This is a genomic window from Pseudomonas sp. SGAir0191 (assembly GCF_002812565.2).
Lineage (GTDB): Bacteria > Pseudomonadota > Gammaproteobacteria > Pseudomonadales > Pseudomonadaceae > Aquipseudomonas > Aquipseudomonas parafulva_B.
Window position 1 is genome coordinate 1,741,943 of record NZ_CP025035.2, and the last position, 22,996, is coordinate 1,764,938.

The window sequence follows — 22,996 nt, forward strand, 5'->3', positions numbered from 1 at the left end:
TGGTCGCAGCAATTTCGCGAAATGCTGGGGTTTCGCGACGAGCGCGATTTTCCCAATGTCCTGGCCAGCTGGGCTGACCGCCTGCACCCGGAAGACAAGGCCGCTACGCTGGAGGCCTTCGCTCGCCACCTGAACGACAAATCAGGCATGACTCCTTACCGGGTGCGCAACCGTCTGGCCATGAAGGACGGCAGCTACCGCTGGTTCATCGCCCAGGGCGAAACCCTGCGCGATGCACGGGGCGTGCCTTTGCGCGTTGCAGGCGCCTTGCGCGACATCCACGACGAGTTGCAGCGCGAACAAGAGCACGACGTGATCATCACCCGTTTCGAACTGGCGCGGGAAATGCTCTCGGACGGGCTGTGGGACATGGAAGTGATCGCCGGTGACCCGGTCAATCCCAAGAACCCCTTCTGGTGGTCGCCGCAGTTCCGCCGTTTGCTGGGCTTCGAAACCGTCGAAGAATTCCCGGACGTGTTGGACAGCTGGGCCTCACGCCTGCACCCGGAGGACAAGGCCTATAGCCTGGAAGCCTTCCAGGCGCACCTGAACGACCGTACGGGCAAGACGCCGTTCGACATCGAGTACCGATTGAAAATGAAAAGCGGGGAGTACCGCTGGTTCCGCGCCCGTGGCCAGACCAAACGCGACCCCTACGGCGCGCCGTTACGTGTGGTCGGGGCATTGGTGGACGTTGATCTGGAGCACCAGCAGTCTGCCATGCGTGAGACCGAAGCTGCGCACCAGCGCACCCTGGAATCCAACATCACCAAGCTTACCCAGATCGTCGGCACCATTCAGAGCATTGCCAGCCAGACCAACCTGCTGGCGCTTAATGCCGCTATCGAGGCAGCACGTGCCGGGGAGGCGGGCAGGGGGTTTGCGGTGGTGGCCGATGAAGTACGCAAGTTGGCCACGCGCACGACGGAGGCCACCGAGCAGGCGGCCGACATGATGCGCGGCTGACAGCTGGTTTTTCTCTCACTTCGTTCCAGGGTTTAACTCATGAATTGGTTCTATGACGCCAGGTTGTCGGTCAAGCTGTACCTCGCTTTCGTGCTGTGCGCACTGATCACCTTGAGTGTAGGAGTTGTCGGTAGCCAAGGAATCGGCTCGCTCTCGTCCAGCTTGCAGCTGGTGTTTTCCAACAACCTCGTGTCAGTGGCACAAGTTGCAGAGGCGCGCTCCAGTGCCATTGCCCAGAGCCGGGACCTTTACCGGCTTGTAGCGGCTACCGCAATCAATGCGCCCGAAGCTGAACGCGCTGCCATTCTTGCGTCCATGAAAGAAAACCGGCAGAGCAGCGAGCAGGCATTCGCGATCTATCGAGCAACGCCCTTGGCCGATGATGAACGCCTTGCCGGCGATCGCATGGAAAAGGACTGGCCAGCCTACCAGGCCGTCATGGATCGGACGGTGGCCACCATCGCACGAGGTGACTTGGCCGAAGCCAGGCAATTGATGGCCGGCGAATTGCACCAGGCATTTCGTACCGTGCTCGACGAATTGACCACCATGGTCGAGTCCAATAACCGGCAGATCGATGAAGGTGCGCGAGCTGCAAAACACAACGAGGCGGCGGCCAAGTTCAACCTGTACCTGGGTATCGGTGCGGCGTTCGTAGCCGCCATTTTGCTGGGTATGTTCATTAGCCGGGTCATCAGCAAACCGATCGCGCTGGCGGTCAATACGGCCGAGCGCATCGCAGGCGGCGACCTGAGCAAACCCGTGGCGACAGGTCACGCCGACGAGACCGGCCAACTGCTAAACGCCCTGGGGGTCATGCAGCAAGGCCTCAAGCGCACCCTGGAGCAAATCGCCAACGCAGCGGATCAGCTCGCCTCCGCGGCCGAAGAGCTCAACGCCGTCACCGATGAAAGCACCCGCGGGCTCACGCGCCAGAATGATGAAATTCAGCTGGCCGCCACGGCTGTCACGCAAATGAGTGCGGCGGTCGAGGAAGTGGCACGCAACGCCACCTCCACCTCCGAAGCCTCCCGGCAGACGTCCGCGGAAGCGGCCAGTGGCCGTGACCAGACGCGCGAAGCCGTGCAGGCCATAACCAGCGTGAACAGCGAAATCGGACAGTCCACGGTCATCGTTGGGGAGTTGGCCGGTAGCGTGCGCGACATCGCCAAGGTGGTCGATGTGATCCGCGGCATTGCCGAACAGACCAATCTGCTGGCGCTCAACGCGGCCATCGAGGCGGCGCGGGCTGGCGAGCAGGGCCGAGGTTTTGCGGTGGTGGCAGACGAAGTGCGGGCATTGGCGGCGCGTACCCAGGCCTCAACGGGCGAGATCGAAGCCATGATCACAGGCGTTCAGGCCCGTGCCGACGATGCGGTCAAGGCCATGGGCAACAGCCGAAACCTGGCCGATAGCACCCAGGCCTTGGCCCAGGCGACCGGGGAATCGCTGGAGCGGATCGCCCGGAACATCGCCCAGATCAACGACCGCAACCTGCTGATCGCCACGGCGTCCGAAGAACAGGCCAATGTGGCCCGCGAGGTGGACCGCAACCTGATCAACATCCAGGACCTGTCGACCCAGACCTCGGCCGGTGCGCATCAAACCAGCGCATCCAGCCAGGAACTGTCCCGCCTGGCCATCTCGTTCAACGACATGGTCAGCACCTTCAAGCTCTGAACAGGGCTTAGACGGTCTGTAGCGTGTCATGCCCCGCCCACCGCAGTGGTGCACTTACCTGCGGAGGGCGGCGCGAGGGCTTTCAGTCGACGCGCACGAAGACGTTCTTGGCCATGTCGCTACCGCCGACGGCCTCCAGGCGCTTGCCGCCGTCGAGCACGCGTACGTTGATCAGCGCCATGCCATCTTTGTTGCGCGCGGTGACCACGTCATCCTTGCGCTCCCATTCATCCACCTTCAGCTTGTTGCCGTTGGTGATGATGTAGTCCTTGGAAAACTCCCAGGTCTGTTTCGGGCTCTGGATACCCATCACGGTCGTGGTTTGCTCGTAGGTGCCTTCCAGGGCGTCGTTCCCGCAACCGGCGATGACGAAGAACGGCAGGGCGGCGAGGGCGAGTTTGAGTTTACGCATTGGGCTTCCTTTTCAGTGGGTCGATCTCGTTCGACAGGGTCGATGGCAGGTGCCAGGGCGCCGCGACGTCGAGATGCAGGTGGGTATCACGTGTGGGTACGAAGGGGGTATCGAGCGTGCCAAGGGCGATTGAGATCCAATCGGCGTATTGGCCTGCATTGCGTGACCAGAACAGGCTCGAGCCGCAGGCTGCACAGAATTGCCGTAGGACCGTGGGGGACGAGGCATAGGCCGCAAGCTGGTCAGCGCCGCGCAGCATGCGCAGCGCCTCACGCGGCACACTGCCGTATGAGGCATAGGCAGCCCCATGGCCTTTGCGGCACTGGCTGCAATGACAGTGGCTGACGGCCCTGGGCGGGCCGAGCAGTTCATAACCGATTGCCGCGCAAAGGCAGCTTCCCTGGTATGTGCTAGACAAACGCGATTCCATGCGTAGGAAAAGGCGCCAGCTTAAACGTAGCGCCAAGGGGAGTCGAGCCGGTTCTGGCCACACGTGTCGGTGGCAGGTGCCTGGGAAGCGGTTTTCGCACGTCCTTGACCGTCAGGGGGCACAAGCGCGTGCTGGCGAGCCCGAAGCTCGATCAGCCCGTAAAGCCGTGGGACGTCGGTTTCAGAATGCGGCTGGTCGTTCGCGCGCAACCTTCCGGTGCAGCAAGTGCCATGCTTGCAGGATGCCATTGGACCCGCGCGCAGACGCATGGACGATGGCAAGGAGGCCGCCTGCTCCACGCAACCGTGACGTGGCTGGCGCGCCGCAGCAGAACACGCCGGAACCCGCCAATACAACAACAGGGGCGGGCCGTGATGCCGAGGTCCGCTGTATGCCTGATCAAATGCTCCACCTGCCCGCTGTCCAACGTATCGTGGCCGATCACCAAGAAACGCCTGGTGCGCTGCTACCGATACTGCACGCCATCCAGCATGCTGTCGGCTACATTCCCGATGCCGCCGTCGGCGAGGTCGCCCACGCACTCAACCTGAGCCGGGCCGAGGTCCATGGCGTCATCAGCTTCTATCATGATTTCCGCACTGCCGCGCCAGCCCGGCACACCCTGCGCCTGTGCCGGGCCGAGTCGTGCCAGAGCCGTGGCGCCGAGGCCCTGGCCGCGCAGCTGCGCGAGCAATTGGCGCTCGATGACCATGGCACCAGCGCCGACGGTGCCATCAGCCTGCGCCCGGTCTATTGCCTGGGCGCCTGTGCCTGTTCGCCAGCCCTTGAACTGGACGGTCAGGTGCACGCCCGGCTCACGCCCGAGCGGCTACGCGAGTTGGTCAAGGGTTGCCAGGAGGGCGCCACATGCTGAAGGTCCATGTCCCCCGCGATTCGGTGGCCCGTGCCGTCGGCGCAGACCAGGTGGTCGAGGCGTTGCAGCGCGAGGCCGAGCGGCGCAATGTGCAGCTGGACATTCGGCGTACCAGTTCCCGTGGCCTCTATTGGCTCGAGCCGCTGCTCGAGTGCGACAGCGAGCAGGGCCGGCAGGGTTTCGGGCCGGTGACGCCGCAGGATGTACCCGGCCTGCTGGACGCCATGATCGGTGGGCAGGCAGACCATCCGCTGGCGTTGGGGCCTGTGGAGGACATGCCTTACCTCAAGACCCAGCAGCGCCTGCTGTTCGCGCGTGCTGGCATTACTCGCCCCTTGTCCTTGGACGATTACCGTGCCCATGGCGGCTTTGCCGGCCTGGAAGCGGCCGTTGCCATGGACGGCGCCGAGGTGGTGGCTGCCGTGCTCGATTCCGGCCTGCGTGGTCGTGGCGGGGCTGCGTTTCCTGCCGGCATCAAGTGGCGCACCGTGCGCGACGCCAAGCCTGCCCAGAAGTACGTGGTGTGCAACGCCGACGAAGGCGACTCCGGCACCTTCGCCGACCGCATGTTGATGGAAGGCGACCCGTACCTGTTGATCGAGGGCATGATCATCGCTGGCCTGGCGGTGGGTGCCGACAAGGGCTACATCTATGTGCGCTCGGAGTACCCGGACGCCATCGCCACACTCGACCAGGCATTCGTCATCGCACGCCAGGCAGGCTACCTGGGTACCAATGTGGCCGGTAGCGGCAAGGCGTTCGACCTCGAAGTGCGCGTGGGCGCAGGCGCCTACATTTGCGGTGAAGAAACCGCGCTGCTCGAATCCATCGAAGGCAAGCGCGGCATCGTTCGCGCCAAGCCGCCGCTCCCGGCGCTGGAAGGCCTGTTCGGCCTGCCGACCTTGGTGCACAACGTGCTGACCCTGGCCTCGGTGCCTCTCATCCTGGCCAAGGGGGCGCCGTTCTACCGCGATTTCGGCATGGGCCGCTCGCTGGGCACCATGCCGTTCCAGCTGGCCGGCAATGTTCGCCACGGCGGCCTGGTGGAGCGCGCCTTCGGCTTGACGCTGCGTGAACTGGTGGAGGGCTACGGCGGCGGCACGGCCAGTGGCCGGCCGCTGAAGGCGGCCCAGGTGGGTGGGCCGTTGGGCGCCTGGGTACCCCCCAGCCATTTCGACACGCCGCTGGACTACGAGGCCTTCGCGGCCGTGGGCGCCATGCTCGGCCACGGCGGTGTGGTGGTGGCCGACGACACCTTGAACATGGCCAGCATGGCCCGCTTCGCCTTGCAGTTTTGTGCCGAGGAGTCCTGCGGCAAGTGCACCCCGTGCCGTATCGGCTCGACCCGTGGCATGGAAGTGGTGGACCGGCTGATTGCCAGCGATGACATCACCGAGCGCCATGACCAGGCACTGCTGCTTCGCGATTTGTGCGACACCATGCAGTACGGCTCGCTGTGCGCCATGGGCGGCATGACCGCTTACCCGGTCGCCAGCGCCCTCAAGTATTTCCCTGCCGATTTCGGGCTGACCCAAGCGGAGGCCGCGCAATGATCCATATCTTCGATCCGCAAACCGACCTGGGCACGCCAGCCCGTGACAGCGAAGTGCAGGTCAGCCTGAACATCGACGGCCGCGCGATCAGCGTTCCTGCTGGTACGTCGGTGATGCGTGCAGCCGCCCTGCTTGGCACGACCATTCCAAAGCTGTGCGCCACCGATAGCCTCGAAGCCTTCGGCTCCTGCCGCATGTGCATGGTGGAAATCGAGGGCATGCGCGGTTACCCGGCCTCCTGCACCACGCCCGTCACCGAAGGCATGGTCGTGCGCACCGAAACGCCGCGCCTGGCGGGCTTGCGTCGTAACGTGATGGAACTGTACATCTCCGATCACCCCCTCGATTGCCTGACCTGTTCGGCCAACGGCAACTGTGAACTGCAGAGCGTGGCCGGGCAGGTGGGGCTGCGCGAGGTGCGCTACGGCTATGACGGTGCCAACCATCTGGCCGAAAAGAAGGACATTTCCAACCCGTACTTCGACTACGAGCCCAGCAAGTGCATCGTCTGCAGCCGATGCGTGCGTGCCTGCGAAGACATCCAGGGCACCTTTGCCCTGACCATCACCGGACGTGGCTTCGAATCCCGGGTGGCGGCGGCAGGCGGCGATAATTTCCTGACGTCCGAGTGCGTGTCGTGCGGCGCCTGCGTGCAGGCCTGTCCGACCGCGACGCTGACCGAGAAAAGCCTGGTGCAACTGGGCCAGCCGGAACGTGCGGTGATCACCACTTGCGCCTATTGCGGGGTTGGCTGCTCGTTCCGTGCCGAAATGAAGGGCGACCAACTGGTGCGCATGGTCCCGGACAAGAACGGCGGAGCCAACCACGGCCATGCCTGTGTCAAGGGCCGCTTTGCCTGGGGCTACGCCACCCACCCGGACCGCATCACCAAGCCCATGATTCGCAAGCGCCTGGAAGATCCGTGGCAGGAAGTGAGCTGGGACGAGGCGGTGGCCTACGCCGCCAGCGAGTTGCGCCGCATCCAGCTCAAGTATGGCCGGGAATCCATTGGCGGTATCACCTCCAGCCGCTGCACCAACGAGGAGGCCTATCTGGTTCAGAAACTGGTGCGCACGGCCTTCGGCAACAACAACGTCGACACCTGCGCGCGTGTCTGCCATTCCCCCACCGGCTATGGCTTGAAACAGACGCTGGGCGAGTCGGCCGGTACGCAGAGCTTCGATTCGGTGATGAAGGCCGATGTGGTGCTGGTCATCGGCGCCAACCCGACCGATGCGCACCCGGTGTTCGGTTCACAGCTCAAGCGCCGTCTGCGCGAAGGTGCACGCCTGATCGTGATCGACCCTCGCCGCATCGACCTGGTGGATTCGCCCCATGCCCGGGCCGAGCTGCACCTGCAACTTCGTCCCGGCACCAACGTGGCCATGCTCAACGCCCTGGCCCATGTGATCGTGACCGAGGGGCTACTGGCCCAGGACTTTATCGACGAGCGCTGCGAAGCCGCAGAATTCGCCCGCTGGCGCGACTTCGTCAGCCTGCCGGAAAATGCCCCCGAAGTGCTGGGCGAGGTGTGTGGCGTTGCAGCGCAGCAGATTCGCGCCGCGGCCCGGTTGTATGCCACCGGCGGCAACGCGGCCATCTACTATGGCTTGGGCGTGACCGAGCACAGCCAAGGCAGCACCGCTGTAATGGGCATTGCCAACCTGGCCATGGCCACCGGCAACATTGGCCGTGAAGGGGTAGGGGTCAACCCGCTGCGTGGGCAGAACAACGTCCAGGGTTCCTGTGACATGGGCTCGTTCCCTCACGAGTTGCCGGGTTACCGGCACATTTCCAACGAAGGTGTACGGGCCGAGTTCGAGCAGGCCTGGGGTGTGACGCTGCACCCTGATCCGGGCCTGCGCATCCCCAACATGTTCGAAGCGGCCCTGGATGGCAGCTTCAAGGCGTTGTACTGCCAGGGCGAGGATATCGCCCAGAGCGATCCGAACACCCAGCACGTTACCGCCGCCCTGCTGGCCATGGAGTGCGTGGTGGTGCAGGACATTTTCCTCAACGAGACCGCCAAGTTCGCCCATGTGTTCCTGCCAGGTAGCTCGTTCCTGGAAAAGGACGGCACGTTCACCAACGCCGAGCGCCGTATCTCACGGGTTCGCAAGGTCATGGAGCCACTGGCGGGCAAGGCCGACTGGGAAGCGACCGTGGCATTGGCCAATGCGCTGGGCTACCCGATGAACTACCGTCACCCCGCCGAGATCATGGATGAGATCGCCCGCTTGACGCCGACCTTCCGCCGGGTGAGCTACGCCGAAATCGAGCGCCACGGCAGCCTGCAGTGGCCGTGCAACGATGCAGCGCCCGATGGCACGCCCACCATGCACATCGATCAGTTCGTCAGGGGCAAGGGGCGGTTCATGCTGACCGGGTACGTACCGACCGACGAGAAGGTCAACAGCCGCTATCCGCTGCTGCTGACCACCGGGCGCATTCTCAGCCAGTACAACGTCGGTGCCCAGACCCGGCGCACGGGCAACGTCGCCTGGCACGATGCCGATCGCCTCGAGATCCACCCGACCGATGCCGAAAGCCGTGGCATCCAGGACGGTGACTGGGTCGGTATCGGCAGCCGTGCCGGGCAGACCGTGCTGCGCGCCAAGGTCAGCAGCCGCGTGGCGCCAGGCGTCGTTTACACCACCTTCCACTTCCCGGAGTCGGGCGCGAACGTGATCACCACCGACAACTCCGACTGGGCGACCAACTGCCCCGAATACAAGGTAACGGCAGTGGAGGTGGTCAAAGTGTTCCAGCCGTCTGAGTGGCAAAAGCGTTACCAGGATTTCAGCGACGAACAGCGTCGGCTGTTGCAGGAGCGCCGATCCGCCGAGAAAGCCGAGGTACGCCAATGAGCCAGGACAGCTTGGTGAAGATGGCCAACCAGATTGCCCACTACTTCGACAGCGAGCCGAATCGGGACCTGGCTGTGCAGGGCGTTCGCCAGCATCTACACAACTTCTGGACGCCGGCCATGCGCCGGCAGCTGGGAGAATGGATCGAGGCCAATGCGGGGGAGGGGTTGGATCCTAAGGTGAAGGAGGCGTTGGGTTAGAAGGGGTTAGCTGTCATCTAGTACACGGCTGGCGAGGTGCCGTTTGGCGGCCTTGCTGGGGTACCGGACCGGCCGCGACAGGCTACGCAGCAGCCCCAGAATTTCAGCTTCGCAGCGCATATTGCCGGGGCCGCGCTGCGGCCCATCGCGGCACTAGGCCGCTCCTACAGGGGGCTGCATGCGGCTCACTACCGTGCTGCTTCCGCCAGATGCGCCATCGCCTCCTCACTCTTCAACACCAGTACATCCCCATCCAGTGCATCGAGTACCACCTCGCAGGTATTGCCAATCAACGCGCCGGTAAGCCCTGTGCGGCACACGGTACCGATCACCGTCACCACCGCATCCAGCTGTTTTTCGGTATGGGGAATCAGCACATCGGCCGGGCCTTCGGCCACGTGCAGGCAATCTTCGGCGATACCGTACTGTGCCTGGAAAGCCGCGCACGCCTGGCGATAACGCTGTTCGATGGTGTCGCTCAGTTGATAGACAGGGTCGGCCGCCGACAGCATCGGCGATGGGTGGGCGCTGATAACATGCAGCGCCCCCTTGGCCAGCCTGGCAATCTCGTAGCCGTGGTCGACGATGCTGGCATGCAGGCGCTGGTGGTCTTCGTCCTGGTTGCCCACATCCACCGCCGCCAGCACGTTGCCGCCGGTCCATGGGCGCTCGCTCTTGACCATCAGCACCGCGCACGGACAGGCGCGCAGCAGCTTCCAGTCGGCAGGGGTGAGCAGGGCCCTTTTGAGCGGATTGTCGGGGCGATGCTCCTTGATCACCAACTCGCAGCCTTCGCGCTGCTGCACGTGGATGATGGTGTGATGCAGGTTGTCTCGCCACGCCGCTTCATGGGTGACGTGGTCAAAGCCGTCTTCCTGCAACTGCTTGCTCAGCAGGCTCAACAGCGCACTGTGATCGCGGCGCTTGTGACACATCAACAAATGCAGGCGTGCGCCAGTGACGCTGGCGATCAGCTTGGCGCGCGTCAGCGCCCGGCTGTGGGCGTGCTCAGGGTCAAGGACGACGAGAATGCTGCGGACGGCTTGCATGGGCGTGTACTCCCTGGAACGTGGGCAGGCGGTGCCAGACTATAGGCCGCGCGCGTGGCGCTGACGCTTGATGCACATCAAGCATAGCCACTGACGCCGTTGCCTGCCGCCGCTATAATCGCCGCCCCTGTCTGTCTCTGTATGGTCGTATCGTTTATGTCCCTGATCCCTGAAATCGACGCCTTCCTGGGCTGCCCTACACCCGATGCCTGGATCGAGGCGGCGCTGGCCGATCAGGAAACACTGCTGATCGACCATAAGAATTGCGAGTTCAAGGCGGCCAGCACGGCATTGAGCCTGATCGCCAAGTACAACACCCATGTTGACCTGATCAACATGATGTCGCGCCTGGCGCGCGAGGAGCTGGTTCATCACGAACAGGTCTTGCGGCTGATGAAGCGCCGGGGCGTACCCCTGCGCCCTGTGTCGGCGGGTCGCTACGCCTCGGGCCTGCGTCGCCTGGTGCGTGCCCACGAGCCGGTCAAGCTGGTAGATACGCTGGTGGTCGGGGCATTCATCGAGGCACGCAGCTGCGAACGCTTCGCGGCCCTGGCGCCGCACCTGGATGAAGAACTGGGCCGTTTCTATCACGGCCTGCTCAAGAGTGAAGCGCGCCACTATCAGGGCTACCTCAAGTTGGCGCACCACTATGGCGATGAGGCGGACATCGCGCGCCGGGTTGAACTGGTACGCGCCGCTGAAGCGGAACTCATCGCCTCACCGGATCAAGAGCTGCGTTTCCACAGCGGTATACCGCTGGCACTGGCCGCCTGAGCGCAGCAGGCGGCAGGGTAGGTGTCAGTCGCGCCGGCCCAGCAGCAGGCCCACCACCAGGCCAACGCCCGCTGAAAGTGCCACGGTCTGCCACGGGTGGCCGCCAATGTAGTCCTGGGTGGCCGCGACCATGGGCTTTGCCTTGTCACGCAGGTTGCCGGCCGCTTCCCGGGCCTGACGCAGCTTGAGGCTGATCTGGGTGCGCAGGGTTTCGGCCTCTTCGCCAACCAGCGCAGCGCTGTCGTTGAGCAACCGCTCGGATTCTTCGATCAGCGCTTGCAGCTCGCTGAATACCTGGTCCTTGATCTGGTCGCTGTCGGGTACTGCGGCATTTTTACGGGCCATGCCATGCTCCTCTTGGACGGGTCGTTAGAACAATGGATACTCGTGCGCCAGAAAAGTTGCCTCGCAGTGGGCGCTGGCGCCTTGGTGTAAGATACCGGTCATTTCCATCAGGCAGGTGATTCATGAGTTTCAATCTGGCCAACATGAGCTACGAGGAACGGGCACAGATCGAGGCCGAGAAAGCCCGGCTGTTCGAGATGTGGCAGGCCAACCTGGGTAAGGCCAAGGGCGAGGCGGCCCGGCTTATCGCCGAAAAACCTCGGCGCAAGGGCAAGTGGGCCGAATGGGTGCGCAATGAGCTGGACAACATGACCCCGCCCGAATACGCCAGCATGGTGCGCAGCGAAGTCAACAAGCTGATGGCCGCTGCCAGCGCCGCTCGCTGAGCGGGTGCATGTGCCGCCTTACCACTCGCTGCCCTTGGGCAGGTCCAGCGTGCCTTTGTCACTGAACCGCACCGTGCCGAAAGGGCCGCTGGCCAGTTTACCGCGCAGCGTGTAGGGCAGGCCTTGCAGCGTGTTCAGCTTGCCTAGCCCATAGGCCTGGCGCAGAAACGCAAATGCGGTGATGCTCACCGGCACTTGGATCACCGCCTCGCCATACCGGCCAATCTGTCCGGCCTGGTCGCTGACGCCCGCTGCCAATGGCTGGCCGTTGACCTCCAGGTTCACTGCAATACCGTTGTACTCGATCGGTGTCTCATTGGGGTTCTGCACCCGTAGCTTTACCGCCATGCGCAACTCCAAGTCCTGTCCAGGCAAGGGCTCCAAGCCGATCACGCTGATTGAAACCGGATCCCGGGGTTGCAACAGCGCGCACGCGCTCAAGGTCGCCGACATCAGCAGGACAGTAAGCAGACGGGTGATGAGCAAAGGGCGAAGGGTCATGGGGCAAGGCCTTGGAAAGAATCGTCCGGCAGTGTGGCAAATGCTCGGCAGCGTTGAAAGTGTCGGTGGAGATGAAAGATACTGTTTCTCATTAACGCCCGATAATTCCTCTTACTGTGTAGTTGCCTAACCATGCTGACGTCTCACGTGCCGGGCCTGCTGGCAAGTTTCCAGGAACACTATGACGACTTGTTGCAGTTTCTGACCCGGCGCATGCGTGATCGCCAGCGCGCTGCGGACGTTGCCCACGAAACCTACTTGAGGCTTGCGCAGATCGATGCGCACGCTGTGCCGGTACTGCACCCGCGTAGCTTCATCTTTCGCGTGGCGGGAAACATTGCGATCGATGCCCTGCGTCGTGACCAGCGTCTTGCCGCCTGCCACGACGACAGTGAGGGCATGGTACACGTGGCCTGTGGCGCGCCGGCACCGGAGGCGGCGCTACTGGCCAGCGAGCGCCTGCAGATTCTCGATCAGGCTCTGCTACAACTGCCCCCCAAAGCGCGCCAGGCGCTGTTGCTCAATCGCGTGGAAGGGTTGACGCAAAGGCAGGTCGCGCAAAGGCTCGGCGTGTCCGAAAGCATGGTGGCCAAGTACATAGGACAGGCGCTGCGGCACTGCCGGGGATGGCTGCAGAAGGCCGGTGTCGCGGCGTGCATGGCGTTGATGCTGGGCAGTTGGTTGGCGTGGCAGCAGGCACCTGTATGGTTGTCCGACTATCACACCGGTACCGGCGAGCGGCGCATGCTCACCTTGCCCGATGGCACCCGCGTCACCCTCAACAGCGCCAGTGCCATAAAGGTGGAATTCGACGCGCACGCACGTCGGGTGGTGGTGGTGGCTGGCGAGGCGCTGTTCGAGACGTCCGCCGAGGCCCGTCCTTTCGTGGTCGAAACGGCAGGGCTGCCGGTAAACGGCACCGGGGCGAGGTTCAGCGTGCGGCGCGACGGGCATGTGGTCCTTGGCCAGGGTGCTGCGCGGCAGGGCGCTCAAGCCTTGAGCGTAGCGGCCGATGCCGATGCGCAGCTGGCCTGGCAACGGGGCAAGTTGATCTTCAATGGCAAGCCTCTAGGCCAGGTGCTGGCTGAGCTTGAGCGCTATCGCCTTGGGCGTATCGTGTTGTCGGATCAACAGCTAGCGGGCCTTGAGGTCAGTGGCGTGTTCGACCTGGATGATCCGCATGCCATGCTGCGCACCCTGGAGCAGCGGTATGGCCTGAAAGTCACCTACCTGCCGTGGCTCGCCGTGGTGTATTGATCTTCAAAGCGGCCCTGTCGAAACCTACCGAAAAAACTTTTCATCGGCACTGCAAGTTCTCGTGGGCTGGATCGTCGTAGTGGGGCTAAGCCGCAAACCATTCCCATTCACGACTCGCCTGGAAGCTTTCTCGTGCCTCTCATGCCCACGCTCTCGAATAGCCGCTGCCGTTTTCTGCCACCTGTGTTGATGTCGTGCGGCGCGTTGGCCGTATTGGCCGGCGCGCTGCCCGCTCACGTCGCTGCTGCAACACAGCAGGGATATGTGCAGACCTCGCAGGTACAGCTGGATGTCCCGGTGCAGCCGCTGGACCAGGCGTTGACGCGCTTTGCCGATCAGGCCGGCCTGCATTTGCTGTACACCACCGCTGACGTGGCTGGCCTGCAGAGCCCGACCCTGCAGGGCGCCTACAGTGTCGAGCAAGCCTTGCAGCGGTTGCTCGAAGGCAGCGGCTTGAGCTGGCAGTTCACCGATGCGCGTACGGTGACGCTGCGCAAGCACGATACCCCCCTGCAGGCCATCAACCTCAAGCCGATTGAAGTAAGCGTGGCCTCGCGCACCAGTACTGCCATCAGCGAGATCCCGGGCACCGTGTGGGTGGTCGATCAGCAGCAACTGCGCGAGCAGATCGACAGTGGCGTAAGCCTCAAGGAAGCCATCGGCAAACTGGTGCCTGGCCTTGACCTGGCGCCGGAGGGGCGCACCAACTACGGGCAGAACATGCGTGGGCGCAGCGTGCTGGTGATGATTGATGGCGTCAGCCAGAACAGCTCGCGAGGTCTGTCGCGCCAGTTCGACAGTATCTCGCCCTTCAACGTGCAGCGCGTCGAAGTGCTGTCCGGCGCCAGCGCCATCTACGGGGGCGGTGCGACCGGGGGCATCATCAACATCGTGACAAAAAAGGGCGAGGCGGGCCCTGCGCATTTCGAAACACAGCTGGGCGCCAGCAGCGGTTTCAACAACAGCGATGATCTGGCGACCCGCTTCGCCCAGTCGATCAGCGGTGGCAACGAGCGGTTCAATGCGCGTCTTGGTGTGTCCGGCGAGCAGAACGAGGCGTTCTACGATGGAGCAGGCGATCAGATCTTCATCGACAATACCCAGACCGACCTGCAATACAACCGCACCCTGGACCTGCTTGGCAGCCTGGGCATGCAGTTCGATGATCAACAGAGCCTTGACCTGCTGGCCCAGTACTACGATTCCGGCAACCATGGCAGCACCGGCATCTGGTTTCCCAACCTCAATTACAATGGCCCCTCCGACCTCGAAGAGGCCCAGTTGCGCAGTGGGTACTCGTCCGACCTGAACCCGCGCACCCGGCGCGTGCTGCTCAATGCCAATTACCACCACAATGATGTGCTGGGCCAGGATTTCTACCTGCAGGCTTCCTACCGCAAGGAAAACAACAACTTCTACCCGTTCCCGTACTACAACCGTGGTACACCGACCGGCTCGCGCGGTGTGTATTTTGCAGCCTCCCAGCAGAACTTCGAGGTCACCAGCCTCAAAGGGCTGTTCGCCAAGCAGTGGGACACGTTGAAATTCACCTATGGCGTAGACATTGACCGCGAACGTTTCAACGCTGACCAGACCGTGTTCGATGCGCGGGTGTCCTCTGAAAGCGGCGGGCTGGACCTGGACAAGGCCAGCAAGGCTGCGCGCTACCCCAGCTATGTGGTCGATGGGGTCTCGCTGTATGGCCAGCTTGAATGGCGCGCCACAGACAACCTGACGTTCTCCGGCGGCGCCCGGCGCCAGCAGATGGATGTGGAGGTGGGTGACTACAAGGGCGTTCCAGGTGGGAGTAACGACTATCAGGTCAATCTCTACAACCTGGGGGCGATCTACGACTTCAAGAACGGCCACCAGCTGTGGGCCAATTACGGCGAAGGCTTTGACCTGCCCGATCCGGCCAAGTACTACGGCAAGCCCGGCCTTAGTGTCGGGGACAACCCGCTGGCCGGGATCAAGAGCCGCCAGGTGGAGTTGGGCTGGCGCTACGCCGACGTGCAGTGGGACGCTCAAGCCGCGCTGTACTACATCTGGTCGGACAAGATCATCAATGTGGATTCGCAAACCCTCACCATTGACGTCGAGGACCAGAAGAGTCGCGACTTTGGCTTCGAAGGGGCACTCACCCGCCACTTCGACCGAGGTTGGGAAGCCGGCGGCACGCTGCACCTAACCCGTTCCGAGGAAGAGGCAGACGGCGGCGGGTGGCGCAAGCGCGATGCGCGTTATGCCTCCTTGTCCAAAGCCACCGCGTTCGTTGGCTGGAAGGATGACGGGCGCAGTGCGCGTTTGCAGGCTAATCGGGCCTTCAGCTTGAAGGACGATGCCCAACACAAGATCGATGGCTATACCACGCTCGATCTACTGGGCAGCCAGGACACCGACTACGGCACCTTCAGCGCAGGTATCCAGAACCTGCTGGACAAGCAATACAGCACCGTGTGGGGCCAGCGTGCGACGCTGTTCTACTCGCCCACCTACGGGCCTGCCTACCTCTACGATTACCAAGGGCGAGGCAGGACCTACACGCTGACCTGGAGCCTTGCGTACTAAGGCCTTTGCGCTCGGCCCAGGCAACACCAGCGCCCCGATCAAGGGGCGCTGGTTGAAACATCGTGAATCACCTGCGGCGTCGCCAAGCCTTTTGACTCGAACCCTTTGCGCCGTAGGCTATCAAAGCCACCAGGCCAGGCGTTTTCGTACGGAGGTGAAGCATGAAACTGACACTACCGTTGTTGGTAATAGGTATGGCGGTTTGGTTACCTACCCATGCGACCGCGCAGCCGTGGCTGCACATTGCCGCCAATGGCAACAACCCCTACAACAGCCCCGTGCAACGCGCCAACCCCAACAGCCGTCAGGGCAGCGTCCCGGCGACGCCGCCTGTGCGCGGCCCGTCTACCCAGCCCGTGCCGCGCACCCCGACGGTAGAGAACCGCGGCATCGGCAACGGTGAGAACCTGCGCCGTCAGCAGCAAACGCCCAATCTGGAACCTACGCGGCCCCCGCGGGACAACCCGCGCGCGCCCTGACTCCAGCACCCCGTATCTGTCAAAGGAACTTCGCATGTCCCGAGCAACCTGGCTGGTTACCCTGGCCGCTGCCGCACTAGCGTCTCTGTTGACCCATGCCGCTGCCCAGCAGACGTTCGAAAGTGAAGAAGGCACCCTTACCGTCGATACCGTGGCCAACGGTCTGCGTACGCCGTGGGCGCTGGCGTTCCTGCCTGGCGGCCAGGACATGCTGGTCACCGAACGCATCGGCAACCTGCGCGTGATCAATGCCGAGGGCAAGGTCAGCCCGCCCATCAATGGCGTGCCTAAAGTCTGGGCCGAGGGCCAGGGCGGCCTGCTGGATGTGGCCTTGTCGCCCGAGTTCGACAAGGACCGTACGGTGTACCTGTCCTATGCCGAGGAGGGCAGCGACGGCAAGGCCGGGACCGCTGTGGGCCGTGGCCAGCTGTCGACCGATCGCGCCCGCCTGGAAAACTTCACCGTTATCTTCCGCCAGCAACCCAAGCTGTCGGAGGGCAACCATTTTGGGTCGCGCCTGGTGTTCGACCGCAACGGGTATCTGTTCATCGCCCTGGGCGAGAACAATCAGCGCTCGACGGCTCAGGACCTGGATAAGCTGCAGGGCAAGGTCGTGCGCATCCTGCCAGATGGCGAGGTTCCCAAGGACAACCCATTTTATGGCCAGAAGAACGTGCGCCCCGAAATCTGGTCGTTTGGCCACCGTAACCAGCAGGGCGCTGTGTTGAATCCTTGGACGGGCGCGTTGTGGACCAACGAACACGGCCCCCGTGGCGGTGACGAAATCAACATCCCGAAGCCGGGCAAGAACTACGGTTGGCCCATCGCAACCCACGGCATCAACTATTCGATGCTGCCCATACCAGAGGCCAAGGGTAAACATGTAGATGGCATGGTCGATCCGTACCACGTGTGGGAGAAGTCGCCCGGTGTCAGCGGCATGGCGTTCTATGACAGCCCCGTGTTCACCGCATGGGATCACAACTTGTTCATCGGCGCGTTGGCCACGCAGGAGCTGATCCGCTTGCAGCTCAAGGACGACAAGGTGGTACACGAGGAGCGCCTGCTGGGCGACTTGAAAGCGCGCATTCGTGATGTTCGGGTAGGGCCGGACGGTTACCTGTACGTGTTGACCGATGCCAAGGATGGCGAGCTGTTGAAGGTGGGCCTGGCGCGGCCCGACTGAAGCCGCGCTGTCGTCGGCAAGGAGGCGACAGGTACAATGCGCCATGACCATCGATCCCTTGCAACGCTACCAGCAAGCCCTGGAAACCCAGGGCTTTGTCGTTGACCCCGCACAGCGCCTTGCCATCGAGGCGCTGCAGGCCTGCTTCGAGGCTGTCGAACGTGGGCGATCCACGCAGGGTCTCTACCTGTGGGGGCCAGTGGGGCGGGGCAAGACCTGGTTGATGGATCAGTTTCACCGTTGCCTGACCGTGCCGAGTCTCCGCCAGCATTTTCACCACTTCATGGCTTGGGTGCACCGTCGGTTGTTTCAGCTCAATGGCACGCCGGATCCGCTTATGGCGCTGGCGGAGGAGCTAGGAAGCGAAATCTGCGTGCTGTGCTTCGATGAGTTATTCGTCAGTGACATTGCCGACGCAATCATTCTCGGCCGTTTGTTCCAGGTACTGTTCGACCTGGGCGTGGTGGTGGTTGCCACGTCCAATCAGCCACCCGGGCAACTGTACCGCGATGGCTTCAACCGCGAACGTTTCCTGCCCGCCATCTCTGCCATCGAGCGGCACATGCGTGTACTGCCGGTAGCGGGTGAGCAAGACCACCGGCAACACCCGGGCCTGCCGTGCCAGCGCTACTGGGTCGCCGACGACCGGGGCAGTCACCTGGCCGCGGTCTTCAAGCGACTGAGCCCGGACGACCCAGGCACCGACCAGCCCCTCATGCTGGGCAGTCGGCAGGTGCAGGTGATGCGCCGAAGTGCGAAGGTCATCTGGTGCCGTTTCGACGCGTTGTGCGAACAACCGATGGCTACCCAGGAATTCATGGCGCTGTGCGACCGTTTCGCGGCGATCCTGGTCGCGGACATACCGGCGCTGAGTGGTCAGCAACAGGCCGGGCGTATCGCCCGTGGCACGGAGGACGGCGCCTCCCGTGTGCTAGCGGGCGACCGCGACTTGCCGGCACTCTCGCCCAAGGACGATGCCGTGCGCCGCTTCATCGCCCTGGTTGATGAATGCTACGACCGCCGTGTGGCGCTGTACCTGGAGGCGCAGGTGCCGCTCGAGGCGCTGTACACGCAGGGGTATCTCGCCTTCCCCTACCAGCGCACCCTCAGCCGGCTGCGTGAAATGCAGCTGCAGCGCTTCGCCTGAGGCAGCCACGCACGATTAGCGATCCAGCCACTGGATCAGTGTGCGATTGAAACGCTTGGGTTCCTCGATCTGCGGCGCGTGGCCCATGCCTTCGAAAGTGATCAGTTCGCCTTGGGGAATGAGCTTGGCCACCTGCGGGCCGAGCAAGGCGTAGTTGCCCAGCCTGGCCTTGACCTGCGGTGGTGCGATGTCACTGCCGATTGCCGTGGTGTCCTTGTCACCGATCAACAAAAGGGTTGGCATCTGCAGGTCCTTGAACTCGTGATAAACCGGTTGGGTGAAGATCATGTCGTAGATCAAGGCAGAGTTCCACGCCACCCGCTCGTGCCCTGGGCCCTGGTTCAGGCCCACCAGCATCTGCACCCAGCGCTCATATTCAGGTTTCCAGCGGCCGGCATAGTAGGTTTTGCGCTCATAATCACGCACCCCGGCCGCATCGAGCTTGAGTTCGCGGGCATACCACTGGTCAACGGTGCGGTAGGGCACCCCCAGGGCCTTCCAGTCCTCCAGGCCGATGGGGTTGACCATGGCCAGGCGCGTGACCTGCTGCGGGTACATCAAGGCGTAGCGGGTGGCTAGCATCCCCCCGGTCGAATGCCCCAGCACGATGCTCTGCTTCACCCCCAGGTGCTCGAGCAGTGCATGGGTGTTGCTGGCCAGTTGCTGGAAGCTGTACTGGTAGTGCGCAGGTTTACTGGATGTGCAGAAACCGATCTGGTCTGGGGCGATAACGCGGTAGCCTGCCTTGCTCAAGGCATCGATGCTGGTTTCCCAGGTGGCTGCGCAAAAATTCTTGCCGTGCATGAGTACGACCGTGCGGCCGTTGGCATTGCCCGACGCCGGGACGTCCATGTAACCCATTTGCAGCGATTGGCGCTGTGATTCGAAGTCGAAGTGCTTGAGCGTATGCGGGTAGTCAAACCCTTCGAGCTGTGCGCCGTAGGTAGGCGATTGGCCGGCAATGGCCGGGCCGCTGGCCAGGCACACCATGGCCAGGGCGGATGCACGCAGCATGAGGCACTCCATGTCAGATCAAGTAGGAAGACTCGACTGTAGCAGCAGGGCAGTGGCCATAGAGGCCCAAGGTGTTACCAACCGTGAAACCGGCGCCAGGTCAGTAATCGGCGACCACCGCGTCCTTGCCCTGAGCGTCGATACCGATAACCTGATAGGCATCCCTGCGCTCACCCATTTCCATGCCCGGCGAACCGGCTGGCATGCCTGGAACGGCCATGCCCTTGAGGTCACTGCGGCTAACCAGTTCACGCACGTGGGTAGCGGGGACATGGCCTTCGACGAACTTGCCAGCGATGACCCCGGTATGACACGACGCATGGCGCGGCGGTACTTGCAGGCGTTGCTTGACGACGCTCATGTCTGGTTCGACATGGTCGTTCACGGTAAAGCCGTTCTCTTCGAGGTGACCGATCCAGGCTTTGCAGCAACCACAGTTGGGGTCGCGGTAGACGTCGATGGTGTCGGTGGCCTGTGCAAGGGCGGTGAAGGTCAACAGGCCAAGGGCCAGGCAATTTGAACGCAGCATGGACAAGTTCCTTATAAACGTGTGACCTGCGGCCAGCATAGCGCACGGCCTGGTCCAAACGTGCAAGGCGGCAGGGTCGCCTCCTCTGGCTTTCAACCTGCTGACCGGCGCATTACAGTTTCGTCAGCCAGTGGCCTGGTCATTGTGCAGGTCGCGCATCAGTAGCCCGAACGCCAACGACACCTGTTCAGGGACTGGCAGGTACACCACATGGCCATCCCCAGGTGCGACTTCGATGGCCTGCTGCTGCCGGTCGTGCAGCTGATTCAGGTCGAAGTGGTAGTTGCCGCGAGGCGTCATCAGCTCCAGATGGTCGCCCAGGGCGAAGCGGTTCTTGACCTTGACCTCGGCCCAACCATTTACCCGCAGCCCGGTCAGTTCACCCACGAACTGCTGGCGCTCGGACACCGAGCTGCCGCGCTGATAATTCTGGTACTCATCGTGCACATGACGGCGCAAAAAGCCTTCGGTGTAGCCCCGTTGCGCCAGGGACTCGAGGTTGTCCATCAAGGTGCGGTCGAAAGGCTGCCCATTGGCCGCATCGTCGATGGCCTTGCGGTAGGACTGCACGGCCCGCGCGCAGTAGAAATGCGATTTGGTGCGGCCCTCGATCTTGAGCGAGTGCACGCCCATGCGCGCCAGTCGCTCGACGTGCTGAATGGCCCGCAGGTCCTTGGCGTTCATGATGTAGGTGCCGTGCTCGTCTTCGAACGCGGGCATTTCGGTACCGGGACGCTCGCTTTCCTGCAACAGGAACACCTGGTCGGTGGGCGCACCCTGGCCCAGCGTCGGCTGCACGTGGTGCACGATATCGCCGGTGACGCTCTCGGTCGCTGGCGTGACGTCATACTTCCAGCGGCAGGCGTTGGTACAGGTGCCCTGATTGGCATCACGCTTGTTCAGGTAGCCCGACAGCAGGCAGCGGCCTGAATAGGCCATGCACAGCGCCCCATGCACGAAGACTTCCAGCTCCATGTCAGGTACTTGCTGACCAATTTCCTCGATCTCTTCAAGTGACAGCTCCCGCGACAGGATCACGCGGCTGATGCCTTGCTGCTGCCAGAACTGCACGCTGGCCCAGTTGACCGTGTTGGCCTGCACCGAGAGGTGCACCGGCATCTGCGGGTAGTGCTGGCGTACCAGCATGATCAGGCCCGGGTCGGACATGATCAACGCGTCCGGTGCCATGGCGATCACAGGCGCCAGGTCCTTGAGAAAGGTCTTGAGCTTGGCATTGTGAGGCGCGATGTTGACCACCACATAGAAGCGCTTGCCCAGCGCATGAGCTTCCTGGATGCCCAACGCCAGATTGGCATGGTCGAAGGCATTGTTGCGCACCCGCAGGCTGTAGCGGGGCTGACCGGCATAGACCGCGTCAGCACCGTAGGCGAAGGCATAGCGCATGGTGTGGAGCGTGCCGGCAGGCGCCAGCAATTCGGGCTTGGCAACAGAATTCATGAATACACCGGGTAAAGGGCGCGGATGCTAAGCCGCTTGCGGTTCGGCCTTATTGATCTGAATCAAGGGGCAGGTGGCACTTTTACCCCAGCGCCACGCACTAATACCCCAGAACCCATCCGAGGACCGGAAATGAACGAAACTGCTTTGCAGAACAAGGCGCTGGCGGTGCTCCTGGCACTGGTGACCGTTGCCTTCGTCTGGATTTTGCTGCCTTACTACGGCGCCATCTTCTGGGCGGTAATCCTGGGCATCCTGTTCGCGCCGTTGCAACGCAACCTGCTCATGCGCTTCGGGCGCCGCCGCAACGTGGCCGCTGCCGTGACCACGCTGATCTGCTTGCTGGTGGCGGTATTGCCGGTGATCATCATCAGCGGCCTGCTGGTGCAGGAGGGGGCAACGCTGTATCAACGCATTCAGAGCGGCCAGCTGGACATCGCAGGGTATGTTGAGCGGGGCAAGGACATGCTGCCAACGTTTGCCCAGAACGCGCTGGATAACCTGGGCATGGGCAACCTTGAAGCCCTGCGTGACAAGATCACCACCTGGGCCTCCCAGGGCAGCCAGGTCCTGGCTACCCAGGCCTTCAGCTTTGGCCAGGGCACATTCGATTTCGTGGTGGGCTTCGGCATCATGATGTACCTGCTGTTCTTCTTCCTGCGTGAAGGTGCCGAGGTGGTGCGCAAGGTGCGCATGGCCGTGCCGCTGCCTGAACACCAGAAGCGCCGCCTGCAGTTGAAATTCAAGCGTGTGGTGCGCGCCACGGTCAAGGGCAACGTGCTAGTGGCCATCACTCAAGGAGCGCTGGGCGGCTTGATTTTCTGGATCCTGGGGATCCCCAGCGCGCTGGTCTGGGCGGTGATGATGGCTTTCCTTTCGCTGCTGCCCGCCGTTGGCGCAGGCATCGTCTGGGGGCCAGTGGCGATCTACTTCCTGATGACCGGCGCAATCCTGCAGGGCGTGATCCTGACCGCGTTCGGCGTGCTGGTGATCGGCCTTGTCGACAACGTGCTTAGGCCCATCCTGGTCGGCAAGGATACCCGCATGCCCGATTACCTGATCCTGGTCTCCACCTTGGGCGGCCTGTCGGTGTTCGGGCTCAACGGCTTTGTCATCGGCCCGCTGATCGCCGCGTTGTTCATCTCCAGCTGGGCGATTTTTGCGTCGAGCAAGCCTCAGGTGCAGCTGCCGCGATAACCGCAAGCCAAGTACCGGCTTTCGCTGAACGGAGGCAGGCCGCCAGGTCTGCCCTTCATCATCCGGCCTCGCACAAAAAGCAGGCCGGCTCAATGAGGTGGTCGAGTTCCCTCTGTCTTGGTTC

At 62.9% G+C, this 22,996-nt stretch carries 21 protein-coding genes and 2 pseudogenes; 15 read left to right on the forward strand and 8 right to left on the reverse strand.

What is annotated here, in order from left to right; genetic code table 11:
- Positions 1–21: 21 nt before the first annotated feature.
- From CWR53_RS23460 to CWR53_RS07920, 3 genes and pseudogenes are all read left to right on the forward strand, one after another.
- Positions 22–624, forward strand: a pseudogene (locus tag CWR53_RS23460) (PAS domain-containing protein); the annotation flags it as partial.
- Between the two features lie 171 nt (positions 625–795).
- Positions 796–942, forward strand: a pseudogene (locus CWR53_RS23465) (methyl-accepting chemotaxis protein); the annotation flags it as partial.
- Between the two features lie 63 nt (positions 943–1,005).
- Positions 1,006–2,646, forward strand: coding sequence for a methyl-accepting chemotaxis protein (locus CWR53_RS07920; protein ID WP_100851195.1), 1,641 nt, complete (start codon positions 1,006–1,008; stop codon positions 2,644–2,646).
- 82 nt (positions 2,647–2,728) lie between these two features.
- On the opposite strand, the gene CWR53_RS07925 is transcribed toward CWR53_RS07920, so the two are convergent.
- Both CWR53_RS07925 and CWR53_RS07930 read right to left on the reverse strand, forming a co-directional pair.
- On the reverse strand, positions 2,729–3,058 hold the full coding sequence (locus CWR53_RS07925) for a hypothetical protein (protein ID WP_058605671.1): 330 nt from the start codon (positions 3,056–3,058) through the stop codon (positions 2,729–2,731).
- Positions 3,051–3,476, reverse strand: a complete 426-nt coding sequence (locus CWR53_RS07930) for a GFA family protein (RefSeq protein WP_100852602.1) — start codon at positions 3,474–3,476, stop codon at positions 3,051–3,053. Before CWR53_RS07930 ends, CWR53_RS07925 begins: the two co-directional genes overlap by 8 nt.
- Positions 3,477–3,879: 403 nt before the next feature.
- On the opposite strand from CWR53_RS07930, the gene CWR53_RS07935 reads away from it, so the two are divergent.
- From CWR53_RS07935 to CWR53_RS07950, 4 genes are read left to right on the forward strand one after another with little or no spacing between them, the layout of a single operon-like run.
- Positions 3,880–4,362 (forward strand): formate dehydrogenase subunit gamma, encoded by a 483-nt coding sequence (locus CWR53_RS07935; RefSeq protein WP_100852603.1) that lies wholly within the window; start codon positions 3,880–3,882, stop codon positions 4,360–4,362.
- Positions 4,356–5,915, forward strand: coding sequence for an NADH-quinone oxidoreductase subunit NuoF (locus CWR53_RS07940; RefSeq protein ID WP_100851196.1), 1,560 nt, complete (start codon positions 4,356–4,358; stop codon positions 5,913–5,915). Before CWR53_RS07935 ends, CWR53_RS07940 begins: the two co-directional genes overlap by 7 nt.
- Complete coding sequence (gene fdhF / locus CWR53_RS07945) at positions 5,912–8,782, forward strand: formate dehydrogenase subunit alpha (RefSeq protein ID WP_100851197.1); 2,871 nt, start codon at positions 5,912–5,914, stop codon at positions 8,780–8,782. The genes CWR53_RS07940 and fdhF overlap by 4 nt, the downstream gene beginning before the upstream one ends.
- Complete coding sequence (locus tag CWR53_RS07950; protein ID WP_058639388.1) at positions 8,779–8,982, forward strand: formate dehydrogenase subunit delta; 204 nt, start codon at positions 8,779–8,781, stop codon at positions 8,980–8,982. Before fdhF ends, CWR53_RS07950 begins: the two co-directional genes overlap by 4 nt.
- Positions 8,983–9,170: 188 nt before the next feature.
- Here the strand turns inward: CWR53_RS07950 and CWR53_RS07955 are convergent, their stop codons facing one another.
- Positions 9,171–10,031: a universal stress protein gene (locus tag CWR53_RS07955; RefSeq protein WP_100851198.1), complete on the reverse strand. Its 861-nt coding sequence runs from the start codon at positions 10,029–10,031 to the stop codon at positions 9,171–9,173.
- Between the two features lie 156 nt (positions 10,032–10,187).
- On the opposite strand from CWR53_RS07955, the gene CWR53_RS07960 reads away from it, so the two are divergent.
- Positions 10,188–10,805, forward strand: coding sequence for a tRNA-(ms[2]io[6]A)-hydroxylase (locus tag CWR53_RS07960; protein ID WP_058605665.1), 618 nt, complete (start codon positions 10,188–10,190; stop codon positions 10,803–10,805).
- Between the two features lie 24 nt (positions 10,806–10,829).
- On the opposite strand, the gene CWR53_RS07965 is transcribed toward CWR53_RS07960, so the two are convergent.
- Positions 10,830–11,150 (reverse strand): YqjD family protein, encoded by a 321-nt coding sequence (locus CWR53_RS07965; protein ID WP_027914998.1) that lies wholly within the window; start codon positions 11,148–11,150, stop codon positions 10,830–10,832.
- 122 nt (positions 11,151–11,272) lie between these two features.
- Here CWR53_RS07965 and CWR53_RS07970 point away from each other — a divergent pair, with 122 nt between their 5' ends.
- The gene (locus CWR53_RS07970; RefSeq protein WP_058605664.1) at positions 11,273–11,536 is read left to right on the forward strand and encodes a hypothetical protein; all 264 of its coding nucleotides are present in this window, start codon (positions 11,273–11,275) and stop codon (positions 11,534–11,536) included.
- Between the two features lie 18 nt (positions 11,537–11,554).
- On the opposite strand, the gene CWR53_RS07975 is transcribed toward CWR53_RS07970, so the two are convergent.
- Positions 11,555–12,037, reverse strand: a complete 483-nt coding sequence (locus tag CWR53_RS07975) for an LEA type 2 family protein (RefSeq protein WP_100851199.1) — start codon at positions 12,035–12,037, stop codon at positions 11,555–11,557.
- A 132-nt stretch (positions 12,038–12,169) separates the two neighbouring features.
- Here CWR53_RS07975 and CWR53_RS07980 point away from each other — a divergent pair, with 132 nt between their 5' ends.
- The 5 genes from CWR53_RS07980 to zapE all read left to right on the forward strand — a co-directional run bounded on the left by CWR53_RS07980 (position 12,170) and on the right by zapE (position 18,674).
- Positions 12,170–13,294: a sigma-70 family RNA polymerase sigma factor gene (locus CWR53_RS07980; protein WP_100851200.1), complete on the forward strand. Its 1,125-nt coding sequence runs from the start codon at positions 12,170–12,172 to the stop codon at positions 13,292–13,294.
- A gap of 141 nt (positions 13,295–13,435) precedes the next feature.
- Complete coding sequence (locus tag CWR53_RS07985; protein ID WP_100851201.1) at positions 13,436–15,862, forward strand: TonB-dependent receptor; 2,427 nt, start codon at positions 13,436–13,438, stop codon at positions 15,860–15,862.
- 161 nt (positions 15,863–16,023) lie between these two features.
- Positions 16,024–16,341 carry a hypothetical protein gene (locus tag CWR53_RS07990; RefSeq protein ID WP_058605660.1) on the forward strand — a complete coding sequence of 106 codons (318 nt, stop codon included), beginning with the start codon at positions 16,024–16,026 and terminating at the stop codon, positions 16,339–16,341.
- A 34-nt stretch (positions 16,342–16,375) separates the two neighbouring features.
- Complete coding sequence (locus CWR53_RS07995) at positions 16,376–17,527, forward strand: PQQ-dependent sugar dehydrogenase (protein WP_100851202.1); 1,152 nt, start codon at positions 16,376–16,378, stop codon at positions 17,525–17,527.
- 43 nt (positions 17,528–17,570) lie between these two features.
- On the forward strand, positions 17,571–18,674 hold the full coding sequence (gene zapE, locus CWR53_RS08000) for a cell division protein ZapE (protein WP_100851203.1): 1,104 nt from the start codon (positions 17,571–17,573) through the stop codon (positions 18,672–18,674).
- 15 nt (positions 18,675–18,689) lie between these two features.
- On the opposite strand, the gene CWR53_RS08005 is transcribed toward zapE, so the two are convergent.
- The 3 genes from CWR53_RS08005 to yegQ form a co-directional block, all read right to left on the reverse strand.
- The gene (locus CWR53_RS08005; RefSeq protein ID WP_100851204.1) at positions 18,690–19,688 is read right to left on the reverse strand and encodes an alpha/beta fold hydrolase; all 999 of its coding nucleotides are present in this window, start codon (positions 19,686–19,688) and stop codon (positions 18,690–18,692) included.
- A 100-nt stretch (positions 19,689–19,788) separates the two neighbouring features.
- Positions 19,789–20,217, reverse strand: coding sequence for a DUF411 domain-containing protein (locus CWR53_RS08010; RefSeq protein ID WP_100851205.1), 429 nt, complete (start codon positions 20,215–20,217; stop codon positions 19,789–19,791).
- A gap of 123 nt (positions 20,218–20,340) precedes the next feature.
- Positions 20,341–21,675: a tRNA 5-hydroxyuridine modification protein YegQ gene (gene yegQ, locus CWR53_RS08015; RefSeq protein ID WP_100851206.1), complete on the reverse strand. Its 1,335-nt coding sequence runs from the start codon at positions 21,673–21,675 to the stop codon at positions 20,341–20,343.
- Between the two features lie 132 nt (positions 21,676–21,807).
- Here yegQ and CWR53_RS08020 point away from each other — a divergent pair, with 132 nt between their 5' ends.
- Positions 21,808–22,872: an AI-2E family transporter gene (locus CWR53_RS08020; protein WP_058605654.1), complete on the forward strand. Its 1,065-nt coding sequence runs from the start codon at positions 21,808–21,810 to the stop codon at positions 22,870–22,872.
- Positions 22,873–22,996 lie beyond the last annotated feature (124 nt).